The organism is Isoptericola haloaureus, from assembly GCF_036689775.1.
Taxonomy (GTDB): domain Bacteria; phylum Actinomycetota; class Actinomycetes; order Actinomycetales; family Cellulomonadaceae; genus Isoptericola; species Isoptericola haloaureus.
Genome location: NZ_JBAGLP010000095.1, coordinates 32,973 through 58,573 on the forward strand (window position 1 = coordinate 32,973; position 25,601 = coordinate 58,573).

24 protein-coding genes and 1 pseudogene are annotated in these 25,601 nt (G+C 74.3%); 13 read left to right on the plus strand and 12 right to left on the minus strand.

The genetic code is table 11. The annotated features are described in order from the left end of the window. Window positions 1-11: 11 nt before the first annotated feature. From V5O49_RS00435 to V5O49_RS00455, 5 genes are all read right to left on the minus strand, one after another. Window positions 12-797, minus strand: a complete 786-nt coding sequence (locus V5O49_RS00435; protein ID WP_332900487.1) for a glycosyltransferase family 2 protein — start codon at window positions 795-797, stop codon at window positions 12-14. Between the two features lie 270 nt (window positions 798-1,067). After that, on the minus strand, window positions 1,068-1,895 hold the full coding sequence (locus V5O49_RS00440) for a DUF5926 family protein (protein ID WP_332900488.1): 828 nt from the start codon (window positions 1,893-1,895) through the stop codon (window positions 1,068-1,070). 60 nt (window positions 1,896-1,955) lie between these two features. Beyond that, window positions 1,956-2,366 (minus strand): VOC family protein, encoded by a 411-nt coding sequence (locus tag V5O49_RS00445; protein ID WP_332900489.1) that lies wholly within the window; start codon window positions 2,364-2,366, stop codon window positions 1,956-1,958. A 141-nt stretch (window positions 2,367-2,507) separates the two neighbouring features. Continuing rightward, a complete protein-coding gene (locus V5O49_RS00450) occupies window positions 2,508-3,029 on the minus strand; it encodes a cohesin domain-containing protein (protein WP_332900490.1) in 522 nt (173 codons plus the stop codon). Window positions 3,030-3,073: 44 nt separating this feature from the next. Further along, window positions 3,074-4,888: an amidase family protein gene (locus V5O49_RS00455; protein WP_332900491.1), complete on the minus strand. Its 1,815-nt coding sequence runs from the start codon at window positions 4,886-4,888 to the stop codon at window positions 3,074-3,076. 180 nt (window positions 4,889-5,068) lie between these two features. Here V5O49_RS00455 and V5O49_RS00460 point away from each other — a divergent pair, with 180 nt between their 5' ends. Beyond that, window positions 5,069-6,313: a CoA transferase gene (locus tag V5O49_RS00460; protein ID WP_332900492.1), complete on the plus strand. Its 1,245-nt coding sequence runs from the start codon at window positions 5,069-5,071 to the stop codon at window positions 6,311-6,313. Between the two features lie 99 nt (window positions 6,314-6,412). Here V5O49_RS00460 and V5O49_RS00465 read toward each other — a convergent pair whose 3' ends face one another. The 3 genes from V5O49_RS00465 to V5O49_RS00475 all read right to left on the minus strand — a co-directional run bounded on the left by V5O49_RS00465 (window position 6,413) and on the right by V5O49_RS00475 (window position 9,353). After that, complete coding sequence (locus V5O49_RS00465) at window positions 6,413-7,339, minus strand: Ppx/GppA family phosphatase (RefSeq protein WP_332900493.1); 927 nt, start codon at window positions 7,337-7,339, stop codon at window positions 6,413-6,415. A 139-nt stretch (window positions 7,340-7,478) separates the two neighbouring features. Further along, window positions 7,479-7,859: an SHOCT domain-containing protein gene (locus tag V5O49_RS00470; protein ID WP_332900494.1), complete on the minus strand. Its 381-nt coding sequence runs from the start codon at window positions 7,857-7,859 to the stop codon at window positions 7,479-7,481. Window positions 7,860-7,955: 96 nt separating this feature from the next. Then, window positions 7,956-9,353, minus strand: coding sequence for a glutamyl-tRNA reductase (locus V5O49_RS00475; RefSeq protein WP_332900495.1), 1,398 nt, complete (start codon window positions 9,351-9,353; stop codon window positions 7,956-7,958). A gap of 49 nt (window positions 9,354-9,402) precedes the next feature. On the opposite strand from V5O49_RS00475, the gene hemE reads away from it, so the two are divergent. Beyond that, a complete protein-coding gene (gene hemE / locus V5O49_RS00480) occupies window positions 9,403-10,536 on the plus strand; it encodes a uroporphyrinogen decarboxylase (RefSeq protein ID WP_332900496.1) in 1,134 nt (377 codons plus the stop codon). Beyond that, on the plus strand, window positions 10,533-11,981 hold the full coding sequence (locus V5O49_RS00485) for a protoporphyrinogen/coproporphyrinogen oxidase (protein WP_332900497.1): 1,449 nt from the start codon (window positions 10,533-10,535) through the stop codon (window positions 11,979-11,981). The genes hemE and V5O49_RS00485 overlap by 4 nt, the downstream gene beginning before the upstream one ends. A gap of 47 nt (window positions 11,982-12,028) precedes the next feature. On the opposite strand, the gene V5O49_RS00490 is transcribed toward V5O49_RS00485, so the two are convergent. Both V5O49_RS00490 and V5O49_RS00495 read right to left on the minus strand, forming a co-directional pair. Beyond that, window positions 12,029-12,754 carry a spermidine synthase gene (locus V5O49_RS00490; RefSeq protein ID WP_332900498.1) on the minus strand — a complete coding sequence of 242 codons (726 nt, stop codon included), beginning with the start codon at window positions 12,752-12,754 and terminating at the stop codon, window positions 12,029-12,031. Beyond that, window positions 12,754-13,254 (minus strand): methylglyoxal synthase, encoded by a 501-nt coding sequence (locus tag V5O49_RS00495; RefSeq protein WP_332900499.1) that lies wholly within the window; start codon window positions 13,252-13,254, stop codon window positions 12,754-12,756. The genes V5O49_RS00490 and V5O49_RS00495 overlap by 1 nt, the downstream gene beginning before the upstream one ends. A gap of 182 nt (window positions 13,255-13,436) precedes the next feature. Between V5O49_RS00495 and V5O49_RS00500 the strand changes: the two genes are divergently transcribed. The 6 genes from V5O49_RS00500 (at window position 13,437) to hemL (ending at window position 19,728) form a co-directional block, all read left to right on the plus strand. Next, window positions 13,437-14,432, plus strand: a complete 996-nt coding sequence (locus V5O49_RS00500) for a type IV toxin-antitoxin system AbiEi family antitoxin (RefSeq protein WP_332900500.1) — start codon at window positions 13,437-13,439, stop codon at window positions 14,430-14,432. 76 nt (window positions 14,433-14,508) lie between these two features. After that, window positions 14,509-15,294 (plus strand): hypothetical protein, encoded by a 786-nt coding sequence (locus V5O49_RS00505; protein ID WP_332900501.1) that lies wholly within the window; start codon window positions 14,509-14,511, stop codon window positions 15,292-15,294. 63 nt (window positions 15,295-15,357) lie between these two features. Next, window positions 15,358-16,398 (plus strand): hydroxymethylbilane synthase, encoded by a 1,041-nt coding sequence (gene hemC, locus V5O49_RS00510; RefSeq protein WP_332900502.1) that lies wholly within the window; start codon window positions 15,358-15,360, stop codon window positions 16,396-16,398. Continuing rightward, complete coding sequence (locus V5O49_RS00515; RefSeq protein WP_332900503.1) at window positions 16,395-17,300, plus strand: uroporphyrinogen-III synthase; 906 nt, start codon at window positions 16,395-16,397, stop codon at window positions 17,298-17,300. The genes hemC and V5O49_RS00515 overlap by 4 nt, the downstream gene beginning before the upstream one ends. Beyond that, a complete protein-coding gene (hemB, locus tag V5O49_RS00520) occupies window positions 17,297-18,310 on the plus strand; it encodes a porphobilinogen synthase (RefSeq protein ID WP_332900504.1) in 1,014 nt (337 codons plus the stop codon). The genes V5O49_RS00515 and hemB overlap by 4 nt, the downstream gene beginning before the upstream one ends. Window positions 18,311-18,354: 44 nt before the next feature. Beyond that, entirely contained in the window at window positions 18,355-19,728 is a 1,374-nt protein-coding gene (gene hemL, locus V5O49_RS00525; protein WP_332900505.1) for a glutamate-1-semialdehyde 2,1-aminomutase, read from the plus strand. A gap of 92 nt (window positions 19,729-19,820) precedes the next feature. Here hemL and V5O49_RS00530 read toward each other — a convergent pair whose 3' ends face one another. Continuing rightward, window positions 19,821-21,116: a BNR-4 repeat-containing protein gene (locus tag V5O49_RS00530; RefSeq protein WP_332900506.1), complete on the minus strand. Its 1,296-nt coding sequence runs from the start codon at window positions 21,114-21,116 to the stop codon at window positions 19,821-19,823. 174 nt (window positions 21,117-21,290) lie between these two features. On the opposite strand from V5O49_RS00530, the gene V5O49_RS00535 reads away from it, so the two are divergent. The 4 genes from V5O49_RS00535 (at window position 21,291) to V5O49_RS00550 (ending at window position 25,204) form a co-directional block, all read left to right on the plus strand. Next, the gene (locus V5O49_RS00535; protein ID WP_332900507.1) at window positions 21,291-21,770 is read left to right on the plus strand and encodes an HU family DNA-binding protein; all 480 of its coding nucleotides are present in this window, start codon (window positions 21,291-21,293) and stop codon (window positions 21,768-21,770) included. 83 nt (window positions 21,771-21,853) lie between these two features. Further along, window positions 21,854-22,210, plus strand: coding sequence for a metal-sensitive transcriptional regulator (locus V5O49_RS00540; protein WP_332900508.1), 357 nt, complete (start codon window positions 21,854-21,856; stop codon window positions 22,208-22,210). Window positions 22,211-22,232: 22 nt separating this feature from the next. Further along, a complete protein-coding gene (locus V5O49_RS00545) occupies window positions 22,233-22,547 on the plus strand; it encodes a heavy-metal-associated domain-containing protein (RefSeq protein ID WP_332900509.1) in 315 nt (104 codons plus the stop codon). Between the two features lie 182 nt (window positions 22,548-22,729). Continuing rightward, on the plus strand, window positions 22,730-25,204 hold the full coding sequence (locus V5O49_RS00550) for a heavy metal translocating P-type ATPase (RefSeq protein ID WP_332900510.1): 2,475 nt from the start codon (window positions 22,730-22,732) through the stop codon (window positions 25,202-25,204). Window positions 25,205-25,306: 102 nt separating this feature from the next. On the opposite strand, the pseudogene V5O49_RS00555 reads toward V5O49_RS00550, so the two are convergent. Continuing rightward, window positions 25,307-25,601, minus strand: a pseudogene (locus V5O49_RS00555) (ABC transporter permease); the annotation flags it as partial.

Sequence of the window (25,601 nt, forward strand, 5' to 3'; positions counted from 1 at the left end):
GGGGCGTCCAGTCAGCGCGAGGAAGCGCGGCGGGGTCGGACCTTGTCGACGGCGCGACGCACCTGACGCGCCCCGACGGCGGCCATGACGTCGCGGTACTGCCCGGCGCGGTGGAGCTGACCCGCGAGGTCGTTCGACGACGGCCGGTGCCGCAGGTCGCACGGGACCTCGACGGCGACGTAGCCGGCGCGCAGGAGGTCGATCGTCATCCCGGTCTCGACGCCCCACCCGTGGGCGAGCGGCGTGGCCGCCTCGAAGGCGTCCCGGGTGAGGCACCGCATGCCGGACAGCGGCTGCGTGGGGCTCCAGCCCGCGAGGCGCTGGATCGCCCGGCGGGCCGCGCCCACGACGACGCCGCGCCCGCCGGCGCCCTTCTGCTTCGGCAGCAGCGCGATGGCGAGGTCGGCGACGCCCTCGCGGACCGGGGAGACCAGCGGGGCGGTGTTGACCGCCGTGTCGCCGAGGTCCCCGTCGACGAACAGCAGGAGGCGCGGGGCGCGGCCGTCCGCGTCCCGCATCGCCACGACGGCGGCGCCGGTCTCCATGGCGGCAGCCTTGCCGCGGTTGTGCGAGTGCCGCACGACCACCGCCCCGGCCTCGCGCGCGACGTGCTGGGTGTCGTCCTCGGAGCCGTCGTCGACCACGAGCACGAGGTCGACGTGCGGGATCGCCCGGGCGGAACGCACCGTCGCGGCGATGCGCTCGGCCTCGTCCTTCGCGGGGACGATCACCGCGACGCGCTGCGAGCTGCGGCCGTCCCGCGTGGTCGGCGGACGCGGCGTCTTGGCGACCGGCATGCTGGGCCGACGTCCCGCCGGCCGTCCCGTGGCGCCGCTGGTACCGCCCTCGGGGACGGTCGCGCCGTCGGTCCTGGTACCCCCTGGATCCGCGTTCACAGCTCCCTGCCTCGTGCGGTGGTCACGACCGCGGTCGTCGATGATCCCGGCCTGTCGCGCCGGGATCGGAAGTGCAAAGAACTTCCCTCGGAATCTTACGCCCAGAGTAGGGCGGACCGAAGGACCGACGGCCGGTGCGGCGGGGCGGAGCGGGTGAAAATTCCGTGAGGATCAGCGCAGCGTGACCTGGCGGGAGACAATCCCGGCCCGGGCGCGTCGCTGGGTGGCGTCCAGGGGCTCGTCCACGGCGAGCGCCGCCTCGAACCGGCTCGACAGGTCCTGGATCGGCTCGGCCAGCTCGTCGGCCTCCGTGCCGCGCGGCAGCTCCCACACCGGCACGACCAGACCGCAGGCGCGGAACATACCGAGGAACTTGCCCCCGGCGAGGCCGGAGTCGCGCTTCGCGTGCATCCGGGCGATGGCGTCGACGACGCGGTCCTCGTCCTCCGTGCGGGCCCACCGCACGAACTCACGGCTCATGCGGCACCAGTACGCGGCCTCGACCCCGTCGATCTTGACGGTGGGGACCGACTGGCCGGCGGCCTCGTCCAGACCCGCCTTGATCTCGTCGGTCATCTCGGCGGAGTCGTCGATCCAGTAGTCGTACCCCTCGTGCACGGTCACCTCGAAGGGCACCGAGTCGTCCAGGACGTCCTGCAGGCGCGGACCGTCCGCAGACACCTCGAGGTGCTCGGGCAGGATCCCGGTGCCCGGCTCGCCCTCGACGGCGGCCAGCAGCGCGGCGGCCAGGTCGCGGCTCAGGTCGTCGGAGTTCAGCACGCCCTGGACGCCGAGCAGCACGGTGCCGTCCTCGCGGCGCATGGCGGCCCACCCGCCGGGCAGCACCGTGGCGATGACCACGTCCTCGCCGCCGTGCTCGGCGGTGGTACGAGCGGGGGCGGTCGCCGAGGGCACGATCTCCCGCATCGAGACCCAGTCGGCCTCCCCGGACAGACCCTGGAACGGACGCAGCACGAATTCAGCGGTGGACTTGGCCATGGGTGGCATCCTAACGGGCCGCGATCCGCCGTGTCCCCGCGCCGCCGGCCGGGTGCCGGCTCAGCCGACGAGCTCGTCGAACAGCCGGGCGCCCTCGCCGTCGGCGAACCCGATGACGTTGCCGGACGGGTCGGCGAACCAGACCCCGTCGCCACCCTCCATGAAGCCGCGGACGACCCCGCTGTCGTCGTGCTCGAAGCCCTCGTAGCGGATCGGCTCGACGCCGTGGGCCGCGAGCTCGTCGACCACCGCGTCCACGTCGTCGACCATCAGGTGGAACACGGTGAACGACGCCGGGGTGTGGTCCTCCCCCTTGGGGTAGACGAAGACCGAGGTCCCCCCGGGCAGGTGCAGGACCAGCGAACCCCGGGCCTCGGTGACCTGCAGCCCGAGCACGTCGGAGTAGAACCGCTGGGCCGCATCGACGTCGTCGACGGAGAAGCTGGCGATCCCGCGCTGTGCAGTGACCATGACGCACTCCCTCGTGCCGCGACGGCACCCGGGGACCGCGACCGGTCCGTGCGATGAGGACGCCGCCTCTTCCAGGATGCGCCGACATCGGGCACCCGGCCGGGTGAAATCCGGCCGGGTGCCCGACGACGTCCCGCGGTGTCAGCCCCTGCCGGGCGTGGCGACGGTCAGCGTCGCCGCGGCGGCGTCGTCGACCACTGTGGTCTCCCGGTCCGTGGTGACCGTGACGGCGGAGGCCAGGTCGACCCCGGCCTCGCCCGGCCCGTGGGTCCGGAACGTGACCGTGACCAGCTCCAGGTCACCGGACGGCGCCGGCGAGGTCCCGAGCCGCGTGTGGACGACCTCCAGCGAGCCCCGACCGGCGCTCGTGTCCGAGTAGCCGCCCTCCGGCGTCGTGGCCGACCCGGCGACGTAGGTGAGGTCGCTGCGGTCGTACTCGAGGGTCAGCTCGTACGCGTAGAGGTCCACGACGTCGGACGCCGTGACGGTCACCTCGACCGTGTCGCCGGGCGAGGGGGCCGGGTCCGAGACCTCGACGGCGAACGACGGGTCGGCGTCGTCCGCGGTGGCCACGGCGGCACCGCCGGCGCACAGGGCGAGGCCGAGCACCCCGGCTCCCGCCAGGAGGCGGGTCCGACGGGTCCGCGCAGGGGTGGTGGGCATGGTTCGGTCCTCTCGGAGGCGGGTCGGCGGGACGGTCGCGCGGGTCACTGGTCCAGCTCCCCGTACAGGGCGGGGCTGGTCCGCGCGCCGGTGGCCTGCTCGAAGGCGTACGTGAGCCCGAGGAGCGTGCCCTCGTCGAAGTCGCGGCCGAGGAACTCGAGGTTCACGCCCGCGCCGTCGATCGTGTCGTCCTCCGGGATCGCCTGCCCCATCGGGACGGTGACGGCCGGCATCCCGGTGTTCGGGCTGAGGCGCAGGTTGCGGCCCTGGGTGCGGTAGGGGTTGCCCGAGGGGTAGACGAGCGCGTCGAGCTCGGCCTCGTCGAGCATGCCGGTGACGAGCTCCTTGCCCATCGCCAGCACCTGCGTGTGCGAGCCCTCCGGCCCGGCCCACGCCTCGTACTCCTCCTCGGTGACCGCGGCGCGCCGCTCGTACGTCCACTGACGGCTGGTCACGAAGCGCCCGGAGTCGATGATCTCGGGCAGCGTGCGTGCCTCGACCTCCGGAGCGAGGTACGCCTCGACGTACTCGGCGAGGTCGTGCCGGAACTCGGGCGTGCTGCCCGAGCCCTCGGCGAGCACCGTGGCGAAGGCGTCCGGCTCGGCGACCTCGACGACCTCGGCCCCGAGGGACTCGAAGGTCTCGACGGCCTCGGCCCAGAGCCGGTTCGTCGTCGCGTTGCTGCCGAGCATGGAGGGCACGTACCCGATGCGGGCACCGTCCAGGGCGTCGGCGTCGAGGTACGCGGTGAACGAGTCGGGGACCAGCCCGTCCTGCCGTGCGGTGACCGGGTCGTTCTCGTCCACGCCCACGACGGCGTCCATCGCCACGGCGGCGTCGGTGACCGAGCGGGTCATGGGGCCGCCCGTGTCCTGGCTGAGCGCCAGCGGCACGATCCCGTCGCGGCTCGCCAGCCCGACGGTCGGGCGGACGCCCACGAGCTGGTTGTAGGAGGACGGCACGCGGATCGAGCCGCCGGTGTCGGTCCCGAAGCCGATCCCGGCGAGGTTCGCCGCGATCGCCGCGCCCGTGCCGCCGCTCGAGCCGCCGGCGGTGCGGGAGGTGTCGTACGGGCTGGCGACGTAGGTGGTCTCGCCGGCCGGCTGGTACGAGGAGAACTGGGAGGAGAACCCGTAGGCGAACTCGTCGAGGCTGGCCTTGGCCAGGAGGACCGCCCCGGCGTCGCGCAGGCCGGTGACCATCGTCGCGTCGTCGGTGGTGACGTTGTCGTCCCAGCAGCCGCAGCCGGCCGTGGTCGGCATGTCGACGGTGTTGTAGTTGTCCTTCACGGCGACCGGCACGCCCAGCAGCATGCTCGTCATGCCGGACGCGGCGCGCTCAGCGTCGGCCTCCGCGGCCACCCCGAGGGCGACGTCGCTGGTGGAGATGATCGAGGCGAGCGGACGTCCGTCCTCGGCCGGGTCCACCAGCGTGCGGTCGTAGGCCTCGATGCGGTCGAGGTAGGCCTGCGTGATCTCCACCGAGGTGGTGACGCCGGCGTTCATGGCGGCCTGCATGTCCACGACGGAGGCCTCGACGAGGTCGAACGGGCCGTCGTCGTAGACCATGCGCTGGGCCAGGTCGGCCAGGTCGGTGACGGTGATCTCGCCGTCACCGTCGGTGTCGGCGACCGCCACGGCGTCCCAGCCCTTCGACCCCGTGGTGGTGCCGAGCGCCTCGGTCAGCACGTCGAGGTCGTCGGTGGTGACCTGCTCGTCACCGGTCAGGTCGAGCTCGCTGTAGTACGGGGCCAGGAACGCGGCGCCGGGCTCGTCGGCGGCGGCGGCAGGTCCGGCGACGACGGCCACGGCGGCCGTCCCGGCCAGGGTCGCGGCGGCGCCCGTCGCCACGACACGCATGCAGGGGATCCTCACGGACGTTCTCCTCCGGTCGGGTGGGGCCGGGCTCGTGCTCGGCCCGTCCCGACGCTAGGTCGATGACGTTTCATCGACCGGCATGAATCGTTTCGATCACTTTTCGGACCAGCGGTCGGGATTCGGTCCTCTCGGCGCGCCACGGCGGGGCGTAGCGTCGCCCTCATGAGCTGGCTCGCCGCGACCCTGCCGGTCCTCGACCTCGCCACCCACGCCCTCGAGGCGGTGCGCACCGCCGCCCGGCGGGCCGGGGCGACGGGTGCCACGGTCGACGAGCCCCTCGACCCCGCCCGTGTCGCCGCGTCCTTCGCCTCCGACCGGCTGCTGCGGGTCGACGGCGCGCCGGTCGCCGGCTTCGCCCCGCACTCCGGCTTCTTCCCGACCGCCGACGGCTGGGTGCGCACGCACGCCAACTACCCCCACCACCGGACCCGGCTGCTGCGGCTGCTCGGGCTGCCCGACGACGCGACGCGGGACGACCTGGCCGCCCGGCTCGCGACGTCGTCCGCCCAGCAGGTCGAGGACGACGCCGCGGCCGCGGGGGCGGTCGCCGTGCGGGTCCGCACCGAGGACGAGTGGCGGGACTCCGGCCCCGGCCGGGCAGCCGCCGTCGGCCCCCTCGTCCGGATCGATCCCCGCGCTGCCGCCCCCGACGGGCACGGCTCCTCCCCGCAGGCCGGCCCGGTACCGCTGCGCGGACTGCGTGTGCTGGACCTGACCCGGGTCGTCGCCGGGCCCGTCGGCACCCGCACGCTCGCCCTGCTGGGCGCGGACGTGCTGCGCGTCGACCCGCCCGCACCGGCGGAGATCCCCGCCCAGCACCTCGACACCGGCCAGGGCAAGCGCACGACGCTCCTCGACCTGCGGGACCGCCCCGACCGCGAGCGCGCGCAGGAGCTGCTCGAGGCCGCCGACGTGCTGGTCACCGGGTACCGGCCCGGCGCCGTGGAGGACCTCGGCCTGCGCGTCCCCGCGTCCGCCGTCCACGCCCGGGTCTCCGCGTGGGGCACCGCGGGGCCGTGGGGCACGCGGCGCGGGTTCGACTCGATCGTGCAGGCGGCCTGCGGGATCGCGCTGGTCGAGTCGCCCGACGGCGTCACCCCCGGTGCGCTGCCGGCCCAGGCCCTCGACCACGCCACCGGCTACCTGCTGGCCGCCGGGGTCCTCACGGCGCTCACCGACCGGGCCGCCGATGGCGTCGGACGCGACGTGTCGGTCTCCCTGGCCCGCACGGCGACGTGGTTGCTGGACGCCCCCGGGCGCGACGCGCGGCACGCGACGCCCGCGGTCCCGCCGTCGTCGACGAGCGTGACCCACGACGGCGTGACCACGGCACGTCCGGCGCTGCCCGTGCAGGACTACCCGGCCCCGGCGCATCCCTGGGGCACCGACCCCCCGCTGTGGGCATGAAATCTGCAGGTCCGGCAGGGCACCGATCTGCAGATTTCATGCCCACAGCGGAGGTGGGGCGGGTCGGGGTGGTGCGAGAGGGACGGCGGGTCGAGCAGGTCAGAGGTGGTCGAGGCGCTGCAGGATCGCGCCCTCGCGCAGCGCCCACGGGCAGATCTCCACCTCGTCGACGCCCAGGGCCCGCATCGCCTCCTCGGCGACGACCGCACCCGCCACGACCTGCTTCGCCCGGCCCGGCCCGATGCCCGGCAGCACCGTGCGGTCGGACGAGGAGAGCCGGGCCAGCCGCGGCTCCCAGTCGGCCAGGTGCTCCTGGCGCATCCGCCACCGCTCCCCCGTGCCCATCACCTGGCGGGGCATCCCCGCGAGGCGGGCCAGGGACCGGAACGTCTTCGACGTCGCCACCGCGTGGTCCGGTGCCGGTGCCTCGCGGACCGGGCCGACGGCGTCGCGCAGCACCTTGCGGGCGTGCTTGCGCAGCTTCTCGACGTCCTTGAGGGCGGGCGGGTCGTCCTCGTCCAGGAACTCGCGCGTCATCCGCCCCGCCCCGAGCGGGACCGACAGCGCGACGTCCGGGGACTCGTCCACGCCGGTCGCGATCTCCAGCGACCCGCCGCCGATGTCCAGCAGGAGCAGCCGGCCCGCGCCCCAGCCGTACCAGCGGCGCGCCGCCAGGAACGTCAGGCGCGCCTCCTCGTCACCCTCCAGGACCTCGATCGGCGCGCCGATGCGCTCGGAGAGGTCCTCGATGAGCTCCGGGCCGTTGGTGGCCTCCCGCAGCGCCGACGTGGCCAGGGCCATCGTCCCCTCGATCCCGTGCTCGCGGCCGACGGCGGCGGCCTCGCCGACCGCCTCCTGCAGCGCCGCGACGCCGTCGGGAGACAGGCACCCGTCCGGCTGCAGGTAGCGCATGAGCCGCACGGTCGTCTTGTGGCTCGCCTGCGGCACGGGACGCGCGCCGTGGCGTGCCTCCATCACCAGCAGGTGGACGGTGTTGGAGCCGATGTCGATGACGCCGAGACGCATGAGCGAAACCTACCCGCAGACGCGAAAGCGCCCGGGGAGAGTCCGGTACGCGATCGCGTTCACGGGCGCTGCGCGCCCTCCACTTCGGGGATGACGATCACGCACCGGACTCTCCCCGGGCGCGTCAGACCTACTCAGGTCAGGAGAGGGCCTTGGCCTTGATCGCCTCGAACTCCTGGGGCGTGATGGTGCCCTCGTCGAGCAGCTTCTTGGCCGAGGCGATCTGGTCCGCCGGCGCCGGGTGGGGGGCCACCGAGCGGATGTAGTCGTCGGTCGCCGCCTTGGACTCCTTCACGGCCGCGAGGTTGCGCTCGGCCATGCCGCGACCGCGCGCGATGAGGTAGACCAGCGCCGTCACCAGGGGGATGAAGATGAGGAAGACGACCCAGACCGCCTTCCACCACCCGCTGAGGGTGTGGTCACGGAAGAGATCGGTGAGGATCTGGAACAGGACGATGAGATACGCCATGAACAGGAAGATCCAGAGCAGGAACCAGATGTAGTCCCAGAAGCTGTCCATCGGTGGTGCGTCCTTCCGCGAGTTCGTCCGTCGGCCGGCCGGCCGGCCTCGGGACGCACGCTAGCGGAGGTCGTCGCCGCTCGCCCGACAAAGACGCTATGCGCGTGAGGCCGGTGTTGCCCGAGACGTCCGGAGCGTCTGCTCCGCTCCCTCGACGACCGCCGCCTCCGCGGCCCGTGCCTCGGCCAGCGCGGCGGCCCGCACGGCCACGATCCGGTCGTGCAGCGCGGTGTGCACCCGACGGCGCACCGACCGCGCGATGCGCTCGACGTCGGCCTCCGTCGGCCGCTGGCCCCGGGGCGCCAGCTCGTCCACGAGACGGGCGGTCTCGTGGGCGACCTCGCGGTCGACCTGCCGCTCGGCGTCGTCGAAGAGCTCCACGACGGCGACGTCTGCCGCGCGGCCCAGCCGCGTCTCCTCGAACCGGACGGCGGCGTCGTCGACCAGTCCGCGGGCCCGCTCCAGCTCGGCGTGGTCCGTGGCCGGAGCGTGCGCCTTGAGGGTCGACAGGTCGTACAGCAGCACGCCCTCGACGTCGGCGACGCGGGGGTCGACGTCCCGGTGCAGGGCGAGGTCCAGGATGACCAGCGCCGGGGGCTCCGGCGCGTCCTCGGCCCGGGCGGCCGCGCGCTCCCGGGCGCGGGCCACGGCCGCCGCGTCCAGGACGTAGGCCAGCGAGGCCTCCGCCCCGGCGGCACCCGGAGCGCCCGGGGCACGACCCCGTGCACCCGAGCACGACACGACGACGTCGGCGTCCTCGAGCGCCTCGACGAGCTCCTCGAGCCCGGTGCCGACAGCCTGGACGTCGTGCGACGCGGCGAAGTCGGCGGCCCGGCCCGAGCGGGAGTAGACGCGCACGTCGGTGCAGCCGCGGGCCCGCAGGGCCGCGACGGAGGCGCCGGCGTAGGCGCCCGTGCCGATGATGACGGCCCGCGCTGCCGGATACGGCGGCAGGGTCTCCCCGGCGAGGTCGAGACCGAGCGCGACCAGCGAGCGCCCGACCCCGCCGAGCGTGGTGTGGTGCCCCACCTGCTTGGAGGTGCGCGACGCCGTCTGGAACAGCAGCTCGAGGGTCTTGGAGGTGGTGTCGTCCTCGCGCGCCGTGACCAGGGAGCGCTTCACCTGCCCGGCGATCTCCCGCTCCCCGACGACCATCGAGTCCAGCCCGGCGGCGACGCCGAACAGGTGCTGGGCGACCTCGGAGCCGGTGCGCACGGTGAAGGAGTCCGCGGCGGTGGCCGTCGTGACGCCCGAGGAGGCGGCGACGAGATCGGCCACGTGCCGGGTGGCGTGGCGTACGGCGTCACCGTCCAGGGGCGCGTCGACGTCGAGGTACAGCTCGAAGCGGTTGCAGGTGGAGATCACCACGGCGCCCTGGACCGGCCGGCAGGTGCCCACGACCTCACGGCCCACGGAGTGCGAGCCGGACGACAGGCGCTCGAGCGCGTCCAGGTCCAGCTCGCGGTGGGAGGCGGTGAGGGAGAGGAGTACCACAGTGGCTCCACTTTAAGTTCACCCCGGCGTGGGGGCAGAATCGTCAACCGTGACATCCCCCACGCCGAGCGTCAGCAACCTGCCGTCCACCCACCCCCTGGCCGACGGTCGCACGTCGACGTCTCCCCTGGTCAGGGCGCTGCGCGGAGACCGACCGGATCGCCTGCCCGTGTGGTTCATGCGACAGGCCGGCCGCTCGCTGCCCGAGTACCGCGAGGTGCGCGAGGGCATCGGGATGCTCGAGTCGTGCCTGCGGCCCGACCTGGCCGCCGAGATCACGCTGCAGCCGGTGCGCCGCCACGGCGTGGACGCGGCGATCTTCTTCAGCGACATCGTCGTGCCGCTGAAGCTCGCCGGGGTGGACGTCGAGATCGCCTCCGGCGTCGGCCCCGTCATGGACCGCCCGTACCGCACGGCCGCCGACATCGACGAGCTGGTCTCGCGCGACCTCGACGACGCCGCGCTGGCCCCGATCACGGAGGCCGTGCAGCGCACCGTCGCCGAGCTGTCCGACGGCGCCGCGTCCACCCCGCTCATCGGGTTCGGGGGCGCGCCCTTCACGCTCGCCGCCTACCTGGTCGAGGGGCGCCCGTCGCGGGACCACCTGGCCGCACGCACCCTCATGCACGCCGACCCGGAGACCTGGCAGCGCCTGACCACCTGGACCGCCGACCTCACCGGCCGGTTCCTGCGGGCCCAGGTCCTCGCCGGCGCCAGCGCCGTGCAGCTCTTCGACTCCTGGGCGGGGTCGCTGTCCCTGGCCGACTACGTCACCCACGTCGCGCCGTCGTCCACGCGGGCCCTGCGTCACGTCGCCGACCTGCGCACGCCCGACGACGCCGGTGTGCCCGGCATCCACTTCGGCACCGCGACCGGCCACCTGCTGCCCGCCCTGCGCGACGTCCTCGTCGACGCCGGGGTGACCCACCGCACCGTCGGCGTCGACTACCGCACGCCGCTGGACGAGGCCGCCGGCCGCCTCGGCGACGACGTGCCGCTGCAGGGCAACATCGACCCGGCGCTGCTCGGCGCCCCGTGGCCCGCGCTGGAGGCGCACGTGCGCGACGTCGTCGAGCGGGGTCGCACCGCCCCCGCGCACGTGGTCAACCTCGGCCACGGCGTCCCGCCGACCACCGACCCGACGGTGCTCACCCGCGTCGTCGAGCTCGTGCACTCGCTGTGAGCCAACAGGTGGACGCCGTCGTCGTCGGCGGCGGGATCGGCGGGCTCGTCGCCGCCAGCACGCTCATCGACCGCGGCCTGCACACCGTCGTGCTCGAGGCGTCCCCGCGCCTCGGCGGCCCGATCCGCGGCGGCTCCTTCGAGTCGCTGCCGCGCGTGCCCATCGACCTCGGCGCCGAGTCGTTCGCCTCGCGCGGCACGGCCGTCGCCGAGCTCGCCGCCCGTCTCGGCCTCGACGTCGTCGCCCCCGCGCCGCTGACCGCCTGGGGCTACGCCGCCGGCCGGCCCTTCCCGCTCCCTGCCGCCGGTGTGCTCGGCATCCCGGCGGTCCCGTGGGCGTCCGACGTCCGCCACGTGATCGGCTGGACCGGCGTGGCCCGGGCGTCCCTGGACCGTGTGCTGCCGCGGTTCGTCGGCGCGGACGCCCACGACCTCGACGCGCTGGTGCGCGCCCGGCTCGGCGCCCGGGCCACCGACCGGCTCGTCGCACCCGTCGCCACGGGCGTGCACTCCGCGCCGCTGGACCGGCTGGACGTCGCCGCGGTCGCTCCCGGCCTGCGCGACCGGTTCGCCGTCGAGGGCTCGCTGACCCGCGCCGTCGCCGGCCTGCGGGCCGCGGCACCGGCCGGGTCGGCGGTGCGCGGCATCGCGGGCGGGCTGCACGGCATCGTCGAGGCGCTGGCCGGCCAGATCGCCGCGAGCGCCGAGGACTGGACCGACTCGCCCACCACCGACGCCACCGGCCCCATCCACACCACGCTGCGGCTGGGTCACGAGGTCGTGGGGATCGAGCGGGCCGACGACGGCGGCTGGGTCGTGCGCTCGCGGGCCACGGCCGCGCAGGTGCGCGGCGGCCGCGGGTCGGTGCACACCACCACGGCCCCGCGCCTGGTCGTGGCCACGCCCGCCGTGGCACCGATGCTCGAGCCGTGGACCGACGTCGTGCCACGCCCGGAGCAGGGGGCGGACGTGTGGCTCGCGACGCTGCTGCTGGACGCCCCCGCGCTGGACGCCGCCCCCCGCGGGTCCGGCATGCTCGTGGCGCCGGACGCCGGCCCGGTCCGCGCCAAGGCGATGACCCACGCGACGGCGAAGTGGCCGTGGCTCGCCGACCGGGTCCGCGCCGCCGCCGGCGAGGGGATGCACGTGGTGCGGCTGTCGTACGGACGGCTGGGCGAGCCGACCGTGCCCCCGACGGCCGAGGAGGCCGCGCGGGACGCCGCCGAGCTGTTCGGCGTGCCGGTGGCGGACCGCGTCGTCGACCACCTGCTGCAGCGCTGGGACGGTGCGCTGCCCCCGCCGACGCCCGCCTACCGGACGGCCGTGGCCGACCTGGCGGCCGCCGTCGGCCGCACCCCGGGCCTGGCCACCACCGGCGGGTGGGTCGCCGGGACCGGGCTCGCCTCGATCGTCGCGCACGCCCAGGCGGCGGTCGCGGGACTCTGACCGGTGCTCCGGTCCGGGCCGTCGGCCCGCGGGACGACCGGGCCGGACTACCGGGCGGCCCGTCCGCGGGCCACGTACACCGTGTTGGCGGACTCCCCGCCCGTGATCGGGTTGCCGAACCGCACCGGGTGGGACGCGCGCTCGGCGAAGACCTCGTCGAGGGTCGCCTCGAAGACCGGCTCGGGAGGGTCGTCCGACCAGAGCGCGAACACGCCGTCCGGCGTGAGGTGCTCGGCCGCGTTCCGCAGCCCGTCGGCGGTGTAGAACGCGGCGTGGCTCGGGTGCAGCACGTGGTCCGGGGTGTGGTCGATGTCCAGCAGGATCGCGTCGTAGCGGTCCTGGGGGGCGGCACCCATCCGGCGGAAGAAGTCGTCCTGGACCAGCCGGCAGCGCGGGTCCGTGGCGAGGCCGGCGGTGTCGGGCAGCAGCTCGCGCCGGTGCCAGTCCAGCACGGGCGCGGAGTACTCGACGACGTCGAGGGCCGCGACGCGCGGGTCGGCCAGCGCGGCGTGGGCCGTGTAGCCGAGGCCGAGACCGCCGACCAGCACCCGCAGCCCGGCGTCGGGGCCTGTGTCAGGACCGGCGTCGAGGACGTCGAGCGCCAGGGTCGCCAGCGCCCGCTCGGCGGCGGTGAACAGGCTCGACATCAGGTACTCGTCGCCCAGGCGCACCTCGTAGACGTCCTGGCGCGCTGCCGGGTCGTACCGCCGGCGCAGGCTGATCTCGCCCATCGGGGTCGGCTGGAAGTCGAGCTCCTCGAAGCGCAGGGCCATCACTCGGCCGGTTCCCCGCCGACCCAGCCGCGCTGGTCGATCACCGGGCGGTTCGCCGTGTAGTCCTGGTGCATCATCGGCGAGGAGATCATCATGTCCGCGGTGGCGACGTTGCACGCCATCGGCACGTTCCACACGGCGGCGAGGCGCAGCAGCGCCTTGACGTCGGGGTCGTGGGGCTGCGCCTCGAGCGGGTCCCAGAAGAAGATCAGCATGTCGATCGTGCCCTCGGCGATCTTGGCGCCGATCTGCTGGTCTCCCCCGACCGGGCCCGAGAGCAGCCGGTGCACCGGCAGCCCCAGCTCGAACTCCAGCATGGTGCCGGTCGTGCCCGTGGCCCACAGCGCGTGACCGGAGAGCGTGCCCCGGTTGAACTCCGCCCAGCGCAGCAGCTCGACCTTCTTGTTGTCGTGCGCCACCAGGGCGATGTCGTGCCGGACGGCCTCCATGGTGCGCTCCTCTCCGTCACCGGGCGCCCGCCGCACCCGCCTGCTGCTCATGCTGTCACGCCGCCCATCCGCCATCGGAAACAGCCCGTACGGCCGTGGTCTCCCCGAGGTTCAGCTGCATGCCTCCGTCACCGATGAACACACGTCGACCTCGCGCGCGTCCTGCCCGCCTAGACGTCTTGCCGTGCTAGACGTCTAGGCGGACAATACAAGGATACGGAGGGGGTGCAGCAGTGTCAGACGTCGACACACTCGTCGAGCGGATCGCAACGCGATGGCACGACGACGGGGTCGAACTGACCCTCGCGGGCCCGGTGGCCCGCATCGAGGTCGACGGGATGTCGTCCGAGAGACGGTGGTGGTGGTTCGACGCCAAAGACCCGGAGCATCGCCGAGCTCTGCGCGCGGAGGACAGCTTCGAGGACCTCTTGCTCATCGGCGACAAGATCCCCCTCTCCGTCGCTGAGCGCACGCGAGAACGCGGAGGCTGGCACATCGATGCCGCGGGGAACGCCTACGTTCGCGCCCCCGGTGTGCACATCGACGTTCGTGGACGCCGCACGGCGTCGCGGACCGAGCGGACGACCAGACTGTCGACGGCGCAGGAGACGAACCTCATGAGCGCAGGACGCGCCCAGGTCATCTTCTGCCTGCTCAGCTGGCCAGACCTGGTGAGCATGCCGATCCGCGCCATCGCCGACGTCGCCGGCGTATCGCCCGGCACCGCGCACACCACCATCAAGGCACTCACGGAGGAGGACTACCTCTTTCTCGGCGCCTCCGTCATCGCCCGCCGAGAAGAGCTGCTCGATCGATGGGCGACAGCTTTCCCCCTCGGACTCGGAAGATCACTCGAGCTCGGCAGATTCTGCGGGAAGCCCGATCTCAGCGCATGGGAGGCGACGGGGAGCAGCGTCCGTGTGAGCGGCGAGTACGCCGCGGACAACATCCGCGGAACTGACCTCACCCTGTACGCCAAGGAACTGGAACCCGCACTGATCGCGCGCTCACGTTGGCGCAGGCCCGAACCGGGTGAGTCAGCCAACATCATCGTGCGCCGTCAGTTCTGGACCGAGCCGACGTCACCACTCGGCAGGAACACCGGGGCACCCTCGATCCGGAGAGCACCCGCGCTTCTCGTCTACGCCGACCTGCTCGCCTCTCGAGAGCCGAGACAACAAGAGACTGCACGAGCGATGCGGGGAGACCTGGTTGACCAGGGCGGCTGAAGAACACCTCCGGCACTCCGCAGCGGCCACGGTGCTGCACGAACTACGCAGGGGCGAAAGGGATCTTCCTGAGGTCATGATCGTGGGCGCCACCTGCCGCGATGCTCTGCACCACGCATGCGGCCACGACGACGCGCTGCGGCAGACAGACGACCTGGATATCGCACTGGCTGTCGAGGACTGGGACAGGTACCGCGCACTGACAGATCGTCTCGAACGCGTCTCAGGCTCGACGAACGGGATCAGGTTCCTCGTGGGAGGCATCCCGGTCGACCTCATGCCCTTCGGTGAGACGATCGAAGAGCCAGATGGTGAAGTCACCCCGCCGCCACGCCAGGACGTCATGAGCGTCTTCGGCTTCCAGGACGTCTGGAACGACGCGCAGGTGATCGATGTCAACGGCGCTGGACCAGTGCGGCTCCCCACGGTCGCCGGATACACCCTGCTCAAGCTCAGGGCCTGGCTCGACCGGGTCCAACAGCCGAACTACAAGGACGCCCCCGACCTTGCCTGTGCCATGTACTGGTGCGTGGACCCGATGAACCGGGGAACGTTCAGGCACGTCGTCCGCGATCGGCTGTACGACACCGCTGCTGGTCGGGCCCATCTCACCGCGACCGGCTTCGACGAAGCGACCGCTGCCGTACGTCAGCTCGCGACCGACGCCATCGGCCTCTTGAGCCCCGACCGCCAAGCGGTGCTCCGACGGGACTGTGCTGCCGGCTCTGAGGATGCGCTCCTCGCGGGCAACCTCCTGCTCCCGCTGCCTGGGTGGCCGCGTCCCCGTGACGAGCGGCTCGGTCGATACGCTGCTGCTGTGCGTTCCGCGCTCGCCGTCGAATCGGCGACTGGTCCTGTGTGAGATCCGCCGGAGTCGGCCCGCGGGAGTTGTCCCGCACCCCTCGGTTCGCGAGAGACTGAACCGGTGAGCCCCCTCGACGTCGAACACCTGCGCCTCGGCACCCGGGCCAGCCGGCTGGCCACCACCCAGTCCGGGTTCGTGGCCCGCCGCCTGACCGAGCTGCTCGAGCACCCGGTGGAGCTCGTGCACGTCCGCACCCAGGGCGACGCGGACCGCACGACCTCGCTGTCCGCGCTCGGCGGCACGGGCGTCTTCGTCGCCGCCCTGCGCGAGGCCCTGCTGGAGTCCCGGTGCGACGTCGCCGTGCACTCGCTCAAGGACCTGCCGACGACCCAGCCGGCCGAGCTGGCGTTCGTCACCCCCGAGCGCGAGGACCCCCGCGACGCCCTGTGCGCCCGCGACGGGCTCACCGTGGAGACCCTGCCCCGCGGCGGCCGCGTCGGCACCGGCTCGCCGCGGCGCGCCGCCCAGCTCCAGGCCGCCCGTCCGGACCTGGAGATCGTGGACATCCGCGGCAACGTCGAGACGCGGCTGGCCCGCGCGCTCGGCGAGGACGCCGACCTCGACGCGGTCGTGCTCGCCTTCGCCGGCCTGAGCCGTCTGGGCCGCACCGAGGTCGTCAGCGAGGTGCTCGACCCCGCCGTCGTGGCCCCGGCCCCCGGCCAGGGCGCCCTCGCGGTCGAGGCCCGCAGCGCCGACCTGGCCGACGGCGGCCCGCTCGCCGAGGCGTTCGCCGCCCTGGACCACCGGCCCACCCGGCTCGCGGTCACCGCCGAGCGCGCGGTCCTCGCCCGCCTCGAGGCCGGGTGCGCCGCCCCGATCGGCGCCTACGCCCGTCTGGAGGACGGCGAGCTCGTGATGTCGGCGGTCGTCGGCCGGGTCGACGGCGCCGAGCAGCTCACGCACACCGCGCGCGTCGCCGTCGGGCCGGACCTGGCCGACGCCGCGGCGGACACCGAGGCCCGCGAGCTCGGCGTGCGCGTCGCCGAGCGGCTGCTGGCCGACGGGGCCGCCCGGCTGGCCCCTCTGACGGCCGCGGCGCCGCCGGCCCCGCGCGAGCCGCAGCGGGGACCGACGGGGACGGACGACCCGGAGGTCCCGTGACCGCACCGGGCCCGGGACCCGACCTGACGGGACGGTCCGTGCTGCTGCCCCGCTCCCCCGACCGCGCGGCCGGGCTGGCGCGGCGGCTGCGCGACGCCGGGGCGGACGTCACCGTCGCCCCCGTGATCGAGCGCGCCCCGGCCCTCGACCAGCACGCGCTGCGCGACGCCGTGGACCGCCTGCGCGACGGCCGCTACGCGTGGACGGTGATCACCAGCGTCAACGCCGTCGACGCCCTGGCCGACGCGCTCCCGGTGTCCGACGGCGGCAGCCCGGCCGCGCAGGCCACGTTCGCCGCCGCACCCACCCGGTGGGCCGCCGTCGGACCCGCCACCGTGCGCGCCCTGCGGTCCGTCGGCATCGAGCCGGAGCTGGTGCCCACCGACGCCTCCGCCGCGGGGCTCGTCGCCGCGTTCCCCGGTCCGTCCGAGGACGCGGAGGGCGCCACGCGCGACTGGACGGTCGGTGGCGCGGCGCGTGCGGCGTCGTCCGTCCCGAAGTGGAGGTCGCGCAGCGACCGTGAACGCGACGCCGCACGCGCCGCGCCACCGACCTCGCACCATGTCCTCCTGCCGCTCGGCGACCGCGCCCGCCCCACGCTGCGCGACGGGCTGGCCCGGCTCGGCTGGACGCCCGAGGTCGTCACCGCCTACCGCACGGTGCGCTCGGAGCTGCCCGCCGACGTCGTCGGCCGCGCCTACGACCTCGTGGTCGTCACCTCCGGGTCCGTGGCCCGCGAGGTCGCCGACCAGCTCGGCACCGCCGCCCCCGTCGTCGCGATCGGCCGCCCGTCGGCCGAGGCCGCCGACGAGGTCGGGCTGACCGTCGCGGGCGTCGCGTCCGCACCGACCGACGACGGCCTCGCCGCCGCCGTCACGACCGCCCTGGAGCAGAACCCATGAGCACGTCCGGCATCGTCTACCGGCCCCGCCGTCTGCGGACCACCCCGCGCATGCGGCGGCTGGCCGCCGAGACCCGTCTGCACGCGGCGGACCTCGTGCTGCCGCTGTTCGTCAAGGAGGGTCTGACCGAGCCGGCACCGATCGCCTCGATGCCCGGGCAGGTGCAGCACACCGAGGCCACGCTGGCCGACGCCGTCACCGCGGCGGCCCGGGCCGGCGTCGGCGGCGTGATGCTGTTCGGCATCCCGGCGGTGCGCGACGCCCGCGGCACCGCCGGGGACGCGCCGGACGGGATCCTGCAGCGCGGCATCCGCATCGCGCGCGAGGCCGTCGCCGCCGCCGAGGCGGAGACCGGGCGGCCGGGGCCCGTCGTCATGGCGGACACCTGCCTGGACGAGTTCACCGACCACGGGCACTGCGGCGTGCTGACCCGCGACGGCGCGGTGGACAACGACGCCACGCTGGAGCGGTACGCCACGACGGCCGTCGCCCAGGCGAAGGCCGGGGCCGAGGTCGTCTCGCCGTCGGGCATGATGGACGGCCAGGTCGCGGTGATCCGCGACGCGCTCGACGACGCCGGCTTCGAGGACGTCTCGATCCTCGCCTACAGCGCCAAGTACGCCAGCGCCTTCTACGGTCCGTTCCGCGAGGCCGTCGACTCGGCCCTGCAGGGCGACCGCCGGACCTACCAGATGGACGCCGCCAACGCCCGCGAGGGCCTCCGCGAGGCCGACCTGGACATCGCCGAGGGCGCCGACATGGTGATGGTCAAGCCCGCCGGGTCCTCCCTGGACGTGCTGCGCGGCGTGGCCGACCGGGCCGAGGTGCCGGTCGCCGCCTACCAGGTCTCCGGCGAGTACGCGATGATCGAGGCGGCGGCCGCGAACGGCTGGATCGACCGCCGGGGCGCGGTCCTGGAGTCGGTGCTGGCGATCAAGCGGGCCGGTGCGGACGTGATCCTCACCTACTGGGCGCTCGAGATCGCCGACTGGCTCGCCGGAGCCTCCTGACGGCCCCTGACGCCCCCGCTGCCACTCCCCACGGAAGGACGACGATGACGGACACCGCAGGCTTCGGCCAGGTCGAGACGGCGCTGGTGGGCGCCACGCCCCCCGCCGACAACCACACCGCGTTCCTGCGCGCGCAGGACGCGATCCCCGGCGGGGTGAACTCACCGGTGCGCGCCTACGGCTCGGTCGGCGGGGACCCGCGGTTCCTCGCCTCCGCGCGCGGCCCGTACGTCACCGACGTGGCCGGGCGCGAGTACGTCGACCTCGTGGGGTCCTGGGGTCCGGCGCTGCTCGGCCACGCCCACCCCGAGGTGGTCGCCGCCGTGCAGGAAGCGGCCTCGCGGGGCCTGTCGTTCGGGGCGCCCACGGTGGGCGAGGTCGAGCTGGCCGAGGAGATCCGACGGCGCGTCCCGGCCGCCGAGCACGTCCGGCTCGTCTCGACGGGCACCGAGGCGACGATGACGGCGGTGCGCCTCGCCCGCGGCGTCACCGGCCGTCCGCTGGTCGTGAAGTTCGCGGGCTGCTACCACGGGCACGTCGACTCGCTGCTCGCCGAGGCCGGCTCCGGCGTCGCGACGCTGTCCATGCCCGGGTCGGCCGGCGTCACCGAGGCCTCCGCGGCCGAGACGCTCGTCCTGCCGTACAACGACCTGGCGGCCGTCGAGGCGGCGTTCGCCGCGCACGGCGACCGCATCGCCGCGGTCATCACCGAGGCGGCCCCGGCCAACATGGGCGTGGTGCCGCCGCTGCCGGGCTTCAACGCGGGCCTGCGCCGGCTGACGTCGCAGCACGGGGCGCTGCTGATCCTCGACGAGGTGCTCACCGGCTTCCGGGTCTCCGACGCCGGTTACTGGGGGCTGGCCCGGGAGCAGGGCGAGGACTGGACCCCCGACCTGTTCACCTTCGGCAAGGTCGTGGGCGGCGGGATGCCCGTGGCCGCGCTGGCCGGTCCGGCGGCGGTCATGGACCACCTCGCCCCGACGGGGCCCGTCTACCAGGCGGGCACGCTGTCCGGGAACCCTGTCGCCGTGGCGGCCGGCCTGGCGACGCTGCGGCTGGCGGACGAGCTCGTCTACGACCGGGTGGCCCAGGTGGCGGACACGGTGTCCGGCGCGCTCGGCGAGGCCCTGGACGCCGAGGGCGTGCCGCACCGCGTGCAGCGCGTCGGCTCGCTGTTCTCGGTCTTCTTCGGCGAGGCGGCGGCGCGCGACGGCGTGGCGTCGTTCGCGGACGCCCAGGCCCAGGACGTGTTCCGGCACAGGCCGTTCTTCCACGCCATGCTCGACGCGGGCGTGAACCTGCCGCCGTCGCTCTTCGAGGCCTGGTTCTGCTCGGCCGCGCACGACGAGGACGCCGTCGGTCGCATCCTCGAGGCGCTGCCCTCCGCGGCGCAGGCTGCGGCGGCCGCGACGGCCTGACCCTCGGGCCGGGCCCCCCCGGGAGCGAGTCGACGTCCGCACCGCCCGGCCCCGGTACCCCCAGCGGGTACCGGGGCCGACGTGCGTCCGCGTCAGGCGCCGTGCAGCACCACCTCGCACCGGTAGTGCTGCGAGGCGGTCATCTCCCCGCGGAACCACAGCAACGGGCGGTTCTCCGGGTCGCCGGGGGCGACGATCGGACGCAGGTTGTCGACGGCGGAGTCCTCGGTGACGGCCGTCCACGCCCAGGTCGCGCCGCCGTCGGCCGTGCGACCGTGGAAGATCTCGTGGTGCGCCAGCCCGGCGCCGTCGCGGGGGTCGACGGGTGTCGAGACGTACAGCGAGTCGAGGTCCTCGGGATCGATCGCGGCCAGGCCCGTGTAGTCCTGCTCGTGCGGCAGCAGCCCGGGGCCGGCCAGGGCGAGGTGGTGGACCTCCCACTCGCCGCCGGGCGCGAGCCGGGCGTAGAGGAACCGGTGGTCCGTGACGTCGCGGAACCGCTCGAAGGCGTCGGCCGGGTCGTCGGGGGTGTCGTGGCGCGCGGTGACCACCATCGCGACGGTGCCGTCGGCGGCGCGTCGGACGTCGGTGGTCCAGCAGTGGGTCACGGGCACCCCGCCGTGCACCGAGCCCGCGGCGACGACGGTCGTCAGTCCCTCCTGCGAGAGCCCCTCGCCGTGCAGCGGGTCGGGGTCGAGCACGCTGCCGTCCGAGCGCCGCAGCGCCCCGTCGGCGAGGTAGCCGTGGTAGATCGAGTTGTCGAAGTCCCGCGGGTGGTGGTCGGTGGTGACGACGTCGATGCGGTCGGGCGACCCGGGGCGTGAGGCGTACCGCGTGTAGCCGTTGACGTAGCCGACCTTGGGCCGCGTGAACAGCTTGCCGGCGTAGGCCCAGGTCTCGCCGTCGTCGTCGGAGACGAGCGCGCACTGGTCGTCGTTGACGGCGCGGGCGAAGCAGTACAACCGCCCGTCGAGCTCGTGCAGGTTGGCGTAGGTGACGCCGGCGCCGCCGGTGCGCTCGCTCCAGTCGTAGGTGCGTTCCGGCCCCCACGGGCCACGGGGATCGTCCGTGTCGCTGATCCGCCAGCGGGTGAGGTCGTCGGTCTTGTGCTTGGCGTAGACGGCCAGCCAGCGGCCGTCCCGGCGTCGCCAGAGCGCCGGGGCGTCGTGGTCGTCGGCCTCGAGCCGTTCGTGCAGCGGGACGACGACGGACCCCCCGGTGGCGAGGTCGACCACCGCCAGCTCGATGGTTCCGGCCCGGGCCTCGCCCCCGGGGCCCTCGGGCGCGGCCACCGACCCCACCACCAGGGTCCCGGTGCCCGGGTCCGTCAGGGCACGTTCGTCCTGGAACCAGCACCACGCACCGTTGTCGTTGATCGTCCGGGTCATCGCCACCTCCGTGTAAGCGCTTTCCTCCACTGTCCCACGAATTCGCCTCGACGCGGCACGGCGTCCCACGTCTCGCGCGCATTCACGAGACCCTGGTCACGACCAGCACATTTCTGTACGTTTGTGCACCTTGACGCATCGCGCACCCGGAACGGTGGCAGGAGAGGAACAGAGATGAACAAGTCCGAGCTCGCCGCGGCGGTCGCGGAGCGCACCGAGAGCACTCCCACCGAGGCCCGCCGGCAGGTCGACGCCGTCCTGGACTCCATCGTCGAGAGCGTCTCCGCAGGCGAGCGCGTCTCCCTGCTCGGCTTCGGCACGTTCACGGGGGCCGAGCGACCTGCGCGCACGGCCCGCAACCCGCGTACCGGCGACACGATCGACGTCCCCGCCGCCGTCGTGCCCCGGTTCCGCGCCGGCTCGGGGTTCAAGGCGCGCGTCTCCGGCAGCGAGCCCGCGCCGGCCCGCTCGTCCGCGTCGGCCGCCTCGACCAGCACGTCGGCCGCCCCGTCGAAGTCGTCGAAGCCCTCGTCGTCGAAGTCGTCGAAGTCGTCGAAGGGCAAGAAGTCCGACAAGGACAAGGGCTCGAAGAATTCGACGAAGGACTCGACGAAGAAGTCCAAGAAGAAGAACAAGAAGTCGAAGAAGAAGTAGCGGCGCGCCGGCGGGCCCGACGGCGCCGTCGGCCGATGCTGCGGACCCCTTGACCGCATACCCCCTGAGGGTATGCTGGATCCATGACCGAGACCGCGCCACCCGCCCCCGAGAGCCTCGCCGCACGGGAGGACCCGACGGCCGTGGAGCACGACGGCCCGCACGGGTACGCCTCGGACAAGGCCGCCTACCTCAAGCGCATGCGCCGCATCGAGGGGCAGGTCCGCGGCATCGCCCGGATGATCGACGACGACGTCTACTGCATCGACATCCTCACCCAGGTGTCCGCCGTGACCAAGGCGCTGCAGTCCGTGAGCCTCGCGCTGGTCGAGGACCACCTCAACCACTGCGTCGTCGGCGCCGCGCGCGAGTCCGACGAGGCGGGCGCCGCCAAGGTCAAGGAGGCGACCGACGCGATCGGCCGCCTCGTCCGCAGCTGACCCGAGGAGACACAGGAGCACCATGAGCACCGTCACCACCCTGGGCGTCACCGGCCTGACGAGCGCCGACTCGGTCGCGCGCGTCACCGAGCAGATCGAGGCCGTCGAGCGGGTCGAGCACGTCAGCATCGTGCTCGAGTCCGACGGCGAGTCCGAGGTGAGCGTCTTCTCGGACCAGCCCGTCGACGAGGACGCCCTGCGCGGCGCCGTCGACACCGCCGGCTACGCCGTCGCCTCCGTCGAGGTCCAGACCGACGCCCTGGCCGCTCAGCAGGCCGAGCAGGCTCCCGCCAAGCAGCGGGCGCACGACGACGCCGCACGCGGCGCCGACGACTGAGCGCTCCCGCACCCCCAGCCTGCGGGAGCACCCGCCACCGCGGACCGTCCGCCGATCCGCCGTCCCCCGGGACGACGCGGACCCTCCGCGCCGCGCCGACCACCCCTCGGCGCCCCGACCACGACGACCGCCACCCCGGACCGTCGCCGGTGACATCCCCGCACGTCCCCAGGAGTCACCCCATGACCACCACTCCCACCCCCGCCGTGCGCGAGGTCGACCTCGCCGTGTCGGGCATGACCTGCGCCAGCTGCGTCGCGCGGGTCGAGAAGAAGCTCGCCAAGCTGCCCGGTGTCGAGGCCACCGTCAACCTGCCGCTCGAGAGCGCGCACGTGGTCCTCACCGAGGAGCACGACGACGACGACCTGCTGCAGGCCGTCGCCTCCGCCGGCTACACCGCGACCGTCACGCGGTCGCGGACCGCCGCCGCGCCGTCGGAGCCGCAGCAGGAACCGGAGTCGTCCGCGGAACCCGCTCCCCGGACCGACGAGACGGCTGCGGGGACCGACGGGGCACCCGCCGCGAGCGACGAGGCACCCGCCGCGGGCGGTGCCGAGTACCGCGGGGCGGACCTGCTGCGCCGGCTGCGCGTGTCCGCGGTCCTGACGGTGCCCGTCGTCGCGCTCTCGATGGTGCCGGCGTGGCAGTTCCCTGGCTGGCAGTGGGTCGTGGCCGCCCTCGCGCTGCCCGTGGTGACCTGGGGCGCCTGGCCGTTCCACACCGCGGCCGCCCGTGCCGCCCGCCACGGCTCGTCGACGATGGACACCCTGGTCTCGATCGGCGTCGTGGCCGCCACGCTGTGGTCGCTGTGGGCGCTGCTGCTGGGCGGTGCCGGCGAGATCGGCATGACGATGGACGTCTCCCTGCTGCCCTCGCGGGAGCACGCCGGCGCCCCGGAGCTCTACTTCGAGGTCGCCGCCGTGGTGACGACCTTCCTGCTGGCCGGCCGGTACGCCGAGCACCGCTCGAAGCGCCGGGCCGGGGACGCCCTGCGGACCCTGCTGGCCATGGGCGCCAAGGAGGCCGAGCGCGTGCGCACGCGGCCCGACGGCACCCCGGTCACCCGCGACGACGGCCGGCACGTCACCGACCTCGTCGCCGTGTCGGCCCTGCGCGTCGGCGACCTGTTCACCGCGCGTCCCGGCTCCACGATCGCCACCGACGGCGAGGTCGTCGAGGGCACCTCGGCGGTGGACACCTCGCTGCTGACCGGTGAGCCCGTGCCGGTGGACGTCGGACCCGGCGACGCCGTCACCGGCGCCACCGTCAACACCTCGGGCCACCTGCTGGTGCGGGCCACCCGCGTCGGCGAGGAGACGACGCTGGCGCAGATCGGCCGGCTCGTCGCCCAGGCGCAGACGGGCAAGGCCCCCGTGCAGCGCCTCGCGGACCGCATCTCGGCCGTGTTCGTGCCGATCGTGCTGACACTGTCCGTGCTGACGCTCGGTGGCTGGCTGCTCGCCGGCGCGGACCTGCCGTTCGCCTTCACCGCGGCGGTGGCGGTGCTCATCATCGCCTGCCCGTGCGCCCTCGGCCTGGCGACCCCCACGGCACTGCTGGTCGGGACCGGCCGTGGTGCCCAGCTCGGCATCCTCATCAAGGGACCGGAGATCCTGGAGTCCACCCGGCGCATCGACACCGTGGTGCTCGACAAGACCGGCACCGTCACCGCCGGTGCGATGGCGCTGGAGGACGTCGTCCCGGCCCCCGGCGTCGACCCCGACGAGGCGCTCCGGTACGCCGCCGCCGTCGAGGCCCGCAGCGAGCACCCGATCGCCCGGGCGGTCGCCGAGGCTCCCTCTGCCGGCGAGAGCCGTCGCCCCGTGGAGACCGGGGACGACGGTGTCGCGATCGGCGCCCTGCAGGTGTTCGACTTCCGCACCGTCCCCGGTGGGGGCGTCGAGGCGGTCGTGCGCACGGCCCACTCCGGCCTCGGCGAGACCGGGCTCGGCGTCGGGGGCCTCGGCAGCCGGCGGGTCCTCGTGGGTCGCCCGAGCTGGCTCGACGAGGCCGACGTCCGGGTGCCCGACGAGGTGCGCGACGCCGTCGAGCAGGCCGAGAGCGACGGGGCGACCGCCGTCGTCGTCGCCTGGGACGGCTCCGCCCGCGCCGCGCTCGTGCTGCGCGACCCGGTCAAGCCGACGTCGGCCGAGGCCGTGCGCGAGCTGCGCGACCTCGGGCTGCGTCCGGTGCTGCTCACCGGGGACGCCGAGGGAGCGGCCCGCGCGGCCGCCGCCGAGGTCGGCATCGACGAGGTGATCGCCCGCGTCCTGCCGCAGGACAAGGCGGCGACGGTGTCCCGGCTGCAGGGCGAGGGACGGACGGTGGCGATGGTCGGCGACGGCGTCAACGACGCCGCCGCCCTGGCCACCGCCGACCTCGGCCTGGCGATGGGCACCGGGACCGACGTCGCCATCGAGGCCAGCGACATCACGCTGGTCCGCGGGGACCTGCGGGCGGCGGCCACCGCCGTCCGGCTGTCCCGCCGGACGCTGCGGATCATCAAGCAGAACCTGTTCTGGGCGTTCGCCTACAACGTCGCCGCGATCCCGCTGGCGGCGGCCGGCCTGCTCAACCCGATGATCGCGGGCGCGGCCATGGCGGCGTCGTCGGTGATCGTGGTGAGCAACTCGCTGCGGCTGCGCCGCGCCGGCTGACCGGCCGTCCCGTACCCCTCGCCCTCCCGTTGTGGGCATGAAATCTGCAGCCCTGAACCGGTTCAGGACTGCAGATTTCATGCCCACAACGGACGACGGGGGTCAGCGGAAGCGTCGGCCCTCGTCGCGACGGTAGGCACCGACGGCCAGCGCGGCGAACAGCACGGTCCAGCCGATCAGCACCGGCCACGCCGCGGCGTAGGCGGCCTCGCCGGTCAGCGCCTGCACGAGCAGGTCGCGGCCGGCGCGGGTCGGGGTCCCCTGGGACAGCGTGTTCAGCCAGTCCGGGAACGCCACCGGCGGCAGGAACAGGCCGCCGGCGAACGCCAGCGGGAACAGCACGACCTGCACCACCGGCAGGGCCGCCTTGGCCGACAGCGAGTAGCCGACGGCCATG